Origin of the sequence: Thermovirga sp. (assembly GCF_017656375.1) — a bacterium.
In the GTDB taxonomy this organism is placed as follows: domain Bacteria; phylum Synergistota; class Synergistia; order Synergistales; family Thermovirgaceae; genus Thermovirga.
In genome coordinates, this window is sequence record NZ_JACDOB010000052.1 from 1 (window position 1) to 5149 (window position 5149).

The 5149-nt window shown below is 42.7% G+C and carries 3 protein-coding genes; all 3 read left to right on the forward strand.

Annotation, left to right across the window (positions count from 1 at the left end; all coding sequences use genetic code 11):
• Positions 1 to 340 precede the first annotated feature (340 nt).
• From H0Z23_RS08450 to H0Z23_RS08460, 3 genes are read left to right on the forward strand one after another with little or no spacing between them, the layout of a single operon-like run.
• Entirely contained in the window at positions 341 to 2569 is a 2229-nt protein-coding gene (locus tag H0Z23_RS08450; protein ID WP_296869007.1) for an SLBB domain-containing protein, read from the forward strand.
• A 16-nt stretch (positions 2570 to 2585) separates the two neighbouring features.
• Positions 2586 to 3875 (forward strand): GNVR domain-containing protein, encoded by a 1290-nt coding sequence (locus H0Z23_RS08455; protein WP_296869008.1) that lies wholly within the window; start codon positions 2586 to 2588, stop codon positions 3873 to 3875.
• Positions 3872 to 5134 (forward strand): hypothetical protein, encoded by a 1263-nt coding sequence (locus tag H0Z23_RS08460; protein ID WP_296869009.1) that lies wholly within the window; start codon positions 3872 to 3874, stop codon positions 5132 to 5134. The genes H0Z23_RS08455 and H0Z23_RS08460 overlap by 4 nt, the downstream gene beginning before the upstream one ends.
• Positions 5135 to 5149: the final 15 nt, after the last annotated feature.

Sequence of the window (5149 nt, forward strand, 5' to 3'; positions counted from 1 at the left end):
TTTTGGTATTGGGTTCCTCGTTGAGGGTGTCTCCGGCCAATTGGTTCCCTTCCCTGGCTAGAAGGAACAGAGCCTTTTTGTGTATTGTCAACATGGAAAGGACTCCAATGGATAACAGGGTTTCCCTTTTTCTCCAGGATGAAATAGTAAAAGTTCTTTGCAGAATAGATTTGCTCTTGCAGTAAGAGGGGAGAGAATAAAATACGCTTGTATTCTGAATTAAACATAACCTCTGCATTGAGTTTTTGTTATAATCTTTGCAAATAACTTGCGAAATACTTTTATTAGACAGGTCCGATATGTAGAAGAATTACCAAACACACGTAGGGAGGTATGATTTTTGAAAAGGTTTTTAATAATTATTATGTTTTTGTTTTTCATGTTTCCATCAGCGGCTTTATCGGAAACTGGGTCTGATTCCAGCGCCCCTAATGTTCCTTCCTTTGGGGGCATTGATATGTCTGACGTTCAAGAACCGGGAGTAGTGCAGGATGGGCAGTTTAGCGATGAGACGGAAACAGGGATACCTAACATTTTCCCTCAGCAACAGAACAAGAGTTTTCAATTGAATCAAGAGGCTCAGGAATCGTATCAGCAAGAAAAAGCTATGGAAGAGAGTTTTTCAGAGTTTCAGGGGTTTATAATGGGAAGCCTTCCTGAAGAGCAATTGACAAACATAAGGCGATTTGGGCTTGATTTTTTCAGGAAAGCGCCATCAACCTTTGCTCCTGCTGATATTGTTCCCGTAAGGCCGGATTACGTAATAGGGCCGGGGGATGAGATAAAAATAGATGTATGGGGCATGGTTGAGGGCCAGTGGACAGTAACGGTTTCTAGGGATGGTACCATAATGATCCCTAGAGTTGGAGTGTTGAATGTTGCAGGTCTGTCCTTTGAGGAGCTAAGGGAAACCATAGATAGGGAACTTTCCAAGTATTACTCTAATTACCAGCTCAGTGTGACCTTGGGGGCCTTGAAAAACATAAAAGTGTATGTTGTTGGGAATACTCGGCAGCCTGGTGCGTACACTATTTCGTCTCTTTCTACATTGGTGAATGCCCTTATGGCCGCAGGGGGTCCGGGGAGCTCAGGCACCATGAGAGATATCATAGTTAAGAGGAATAATAAGGAGATAGTTCACTTCGATATGTATGATTTTCTTCTGAAGGGAGATAAGTCGAAAGACATAAGGCTTCTTCCAGAAGATGTGATTTTCATCCCTACTGTTGGCCCTCAGGTTGCAATAACGGGAAATGTGAAAAAGCCCGCCATATATGAGCTCAAAGGAGAAACCAGCCTAAAAGAGCTTATAGAGATGGCTGGAGGCCTTACTGCCACAGCATTCAAGGGGCGAGTGCAGGTTATGCGAATAAGCAATCAGGAATATAGATTGGTTTTCGAAGGCGACTTATCAGCATTGTCTAGGAATTCCCTCGCGAGCCTTTCCCTTAAGGATGGGGATTTCATTAGATTGTTTCCAGCGATAGAAAGAATGTCTTTTGTTCGTGTCAGTGGGGCACTGGCCAAACCTGGCTCCTTTGCCATAGAGCCTGGCAAGACGCGCCTTTCTGATGTGATAAAGCGGGCTGGAGGGTTGCTTTACTATGCCTCCAATATCGCAGAAATTACTAGAGTGAAGGTAACCCCAAGAGGGCCTGAGACAGAAAGGATACAGGTTGATCTTAAAAAGGCATTGGAGGGTGACCCTGTCAATGATCTGTACCTCCAGATAAACGATTATATTTTTGTGAGGACAGTGCCTAATTGGAAGCTTTATAGAACAGTTAGGGTTTATGGTGAAGTTAATTATCCTGGTATTTATACCATAAAAGAAGGGGAGACCCTTTCGAGTGTCTTAGAGCGTGCTGGGGGATTTACGGAAAAAGCTTATCCAAGAGGCGCTATTATTACTAGAGAGAGTGTACGTAAAGCACAACAGAAACAAATAGAGGACATGGTGAACAGATTGGAAAGGGAATTGTCGGCTATTAATGTCAACGAAATGTCCTCGGCTCTGACTCCTCAGGAAGCGCAAATGTTAAGGGCAGAATCTGAGCAAAAGCGCATTCTCCTTCGGAAACTTAAAGAGACCCGAGCTACAGGGCGTATAGCTACCTTTGTGGCGGAGCCGGATAAAATAAGGAATACTCCTTACGATATAGAGCTCCAGGATGGTGATAGGATTTATATACCGGCAAACCCTACAACTGTACAAGTTCTGGGTTCAGTATTAAACCCTTCTTCTTTTGTCTATGATAAGAACCTTTCCTGGAGAGATTATATACGTATGGCTGGCGGTTATACTAGGGATGCTAATCCGGAAAGAATATATATCCTGAAAGTAGATGGCACCGCGGTACGGGTTAAGAAAAACTATAGAGCATCTGCCCCATGGGTCAAGAAGTTTGGAAAGGAAGCAGAATGGGGGCTGTTAGAGCCTGGCGATGCAATCATAGTTCCTCAGAAGTTAGAAAGCTATAGAGGTCTTCGCAACACCAGGGATTACATAGATATAATTTACAAGTTGGCTGTAACGGCAGCTAGTATCCACAACATAAGCAGCGACTAGGGGGTTGCGAGCTGATATGGAAGATAATAACAAAAGAAAGAATGCTGAATTAATTGTAGAAAGTAAAGCCATTAGCTTTACAGAGGAGGAAGAGATTTCTCTGATAGATGTTTTTTTCATTCTTGCGAAGCATAAATTTTTGATATTTTGGATTACTTTCCTTTTTTGCATATCGGCAGTGATTATTAGTTTGCTTATGACACCACAATATAAGGCCCAGGTGAGGATTTTAAATCCTAAGCAGGGAGCTTCAGTTATGGCCTTTATACCAGAAGAGATGCGGCAATTGGCGAATATAGCTTTGCCAGGGATTAAAGAAGGGAATACATATGTGGGCATTTTGGAAAGCCGTACGGTGGAGGATTACGTGTTAGATCGCTTTGCTCCGGAAAACTGGCGAGAAATGGTTGGCTTAGGGAAGGAATGGACCAGAGAGGAATTGGTGAAAGAATATATAGGAGAGAAGCAAATTACTGAGACTGAGGACGGACTTATCGAGATCTCGGTAGTCTTTGAGGATCCCACCAAAGCAGCGGCCATAGCGAATGCCTATGTTGATGCTCTTAAAGAAGTTGAGAGGCATTTATCAATAACAGAGATAAGCCAGCGTAGGCTTTATTACGAAAAAGAACTTGAAAAAGCAAGACAAAACCTGTTGAAATCTGAAGCTGAATTTAAGGAATTTCAGGAAAAAACCGGAGTATATTCAGGTCAGATCCAGCTAACCGCTAACACTCAAAGCCGTATAAACTTGCGCGCGAAAATCACCGCTAAAGAGATACAACTGAAGTCAATGTTATTGTATGCAACTAACAAAAACCCTGAAGTAGTGAAACTAAAGGAAGAAATATCCTTGCTTCAGCGAGAGCTTGCTGAGCTGGAAAGTAAACCGGAATCTGGTGACCCTTTAAACCCACAGGGTGGCATGCCTGCTGCTACAATAGAGTATCTCCAAAAGTATAGGGACTGGAGATTTAATGAGACAATTTACGAAACTTTGCTAAAGCTTTACGAGTCAGCGCGAATGCAAGAAGCAGCGGATCCGGTGATAATTCAAGTTTTGGATGAAGCCTATCCCCCTGACAAGCGATTTAAGCCTAAGAGAAAATTAATGGTAATAGTGGCCATAATATTGGGCTTTTTTGTCGCAGTCATGGTGGCTTTCATCAAGGAATTTATTTTGAGTGCTTCCCAAGACGAGGCTCAGAGAGAAAAGATCAAAGTGATAAAAGAAGCCATGAATCCTAAGACATACATTAACTATCTTCTCAATCTTTTTAGAAGACGCTCTAGGGAGAGGACATGAAGGGCAGGCTTGTCAACATTATTCTGATTTTATTAATTTTTGTAGGAATAGTTGAGGGGAGTGTTCAGATGTGCCTTGCAGAGGAGATGGACTGGAACTTCCCCTCCATTGGATTTGGCAATGGCTATTGGTATACAAGCGTTGGTGCCCACTTTTGGAAAGATCATCTCGAATTCAGAAATTTGCAACTTGGGCTAGACGTTGATTTATGGAGAGGATTAAGGCTTCACGGAATATTCCGCAGCAACGATAAGAAGTATTCTTTGCAAAGTTTTTCCCCAAGAGTGGATGAGCTTTATCTTGAATGGGTTGGATTTTATAAAAATCAATGGTCTACCTTGAGCGTATCAGCGAAGCTTGGGAGATCTCGCTATTTGCGGTTTCCATATCCAGATGCTATATCTTTATTCGACCAAGTTCCGGGTATAGGAGATCTGGAAGGTGGAGAAGGAGCGGGCTATTCAGGGATTGTTGTTACAGCGGATTACTTTCATGATTCTGGATTTGGGCTTCACGGAACCTACATAGATTGGGGCTTTGGTGAAGATAGGCCATCAAATTGGGCTGAAGCATTTTTATACTATTATTTAGATGATGGGCCTTATCATTATGAATTAAGGTGGGGGAAGCTGCCTGTAAGGCCAGAGCCTTTAGGAAGAACGGCAGAGGGTTTTGCTGTTTTTGCTGGTAAGACATATAAAAACGGGAATTCAATAGGTTTTTTGTATGAAGATTGTGAAGGGCAAGATAGATACACAGGTATAGTGGTATCTTTTGCTCCAGGAGATACGACAAGATGGATGGGAGAGTTGGCTTTCGACTTTACCCGATCTCCTCTGGGACATGCGATGCAAATACCGTTAATTTCAGGCACAATCGGTTCTGTTGTGAGGGCCAAAAAAGAGGAAAGCCCTCTTTTTAGTGGCTTATATATGGAAAGAGGATCATCCGGGTGGTTGGAAGCACAAAACTGGCAATTAGTAGGAGAGATAAAGGCAGAAAGAATCAGGACCTATTGGCAGAACGGTCAAGTAAGAAATTTTTATGAACACAGGATTTCGTCTTGGGGGGTTACGGACGGACCAGGCTTAAAAGTAGTAATGGTAGAAGAGCCGTGGTATTTACAGCTTGAGGCTCTGGTAAGCCCTCATACCGACTTTTCAAGTTGGGAAGCTGTCAAAGAGTGGGAAAAAGACCGGCAGGGCCCCGCCCAGTTGAATCAGAAAGTTACTTATCGGTTTTATCGTAAAAAAAGTTAATAATGCCTATACTGA

Excerpts from the sequence above, each read along its gene's own strand:
- H0Z23_RS08455 (WP_296869008.1), top strand. The coding sequence starts at position 2,586 with ATGGAAGATAATAACAAAAGAAAGAATGCTGAATTAATTGTAGAAAGT.
- H0Z23_RS08460 (WP_296869009.1), top strand. The coding sequence starts at position 3,872 with ATGAAGGGCAGGCTTGTCAACATTATTCTGATTTTATTAATTTTTGTA.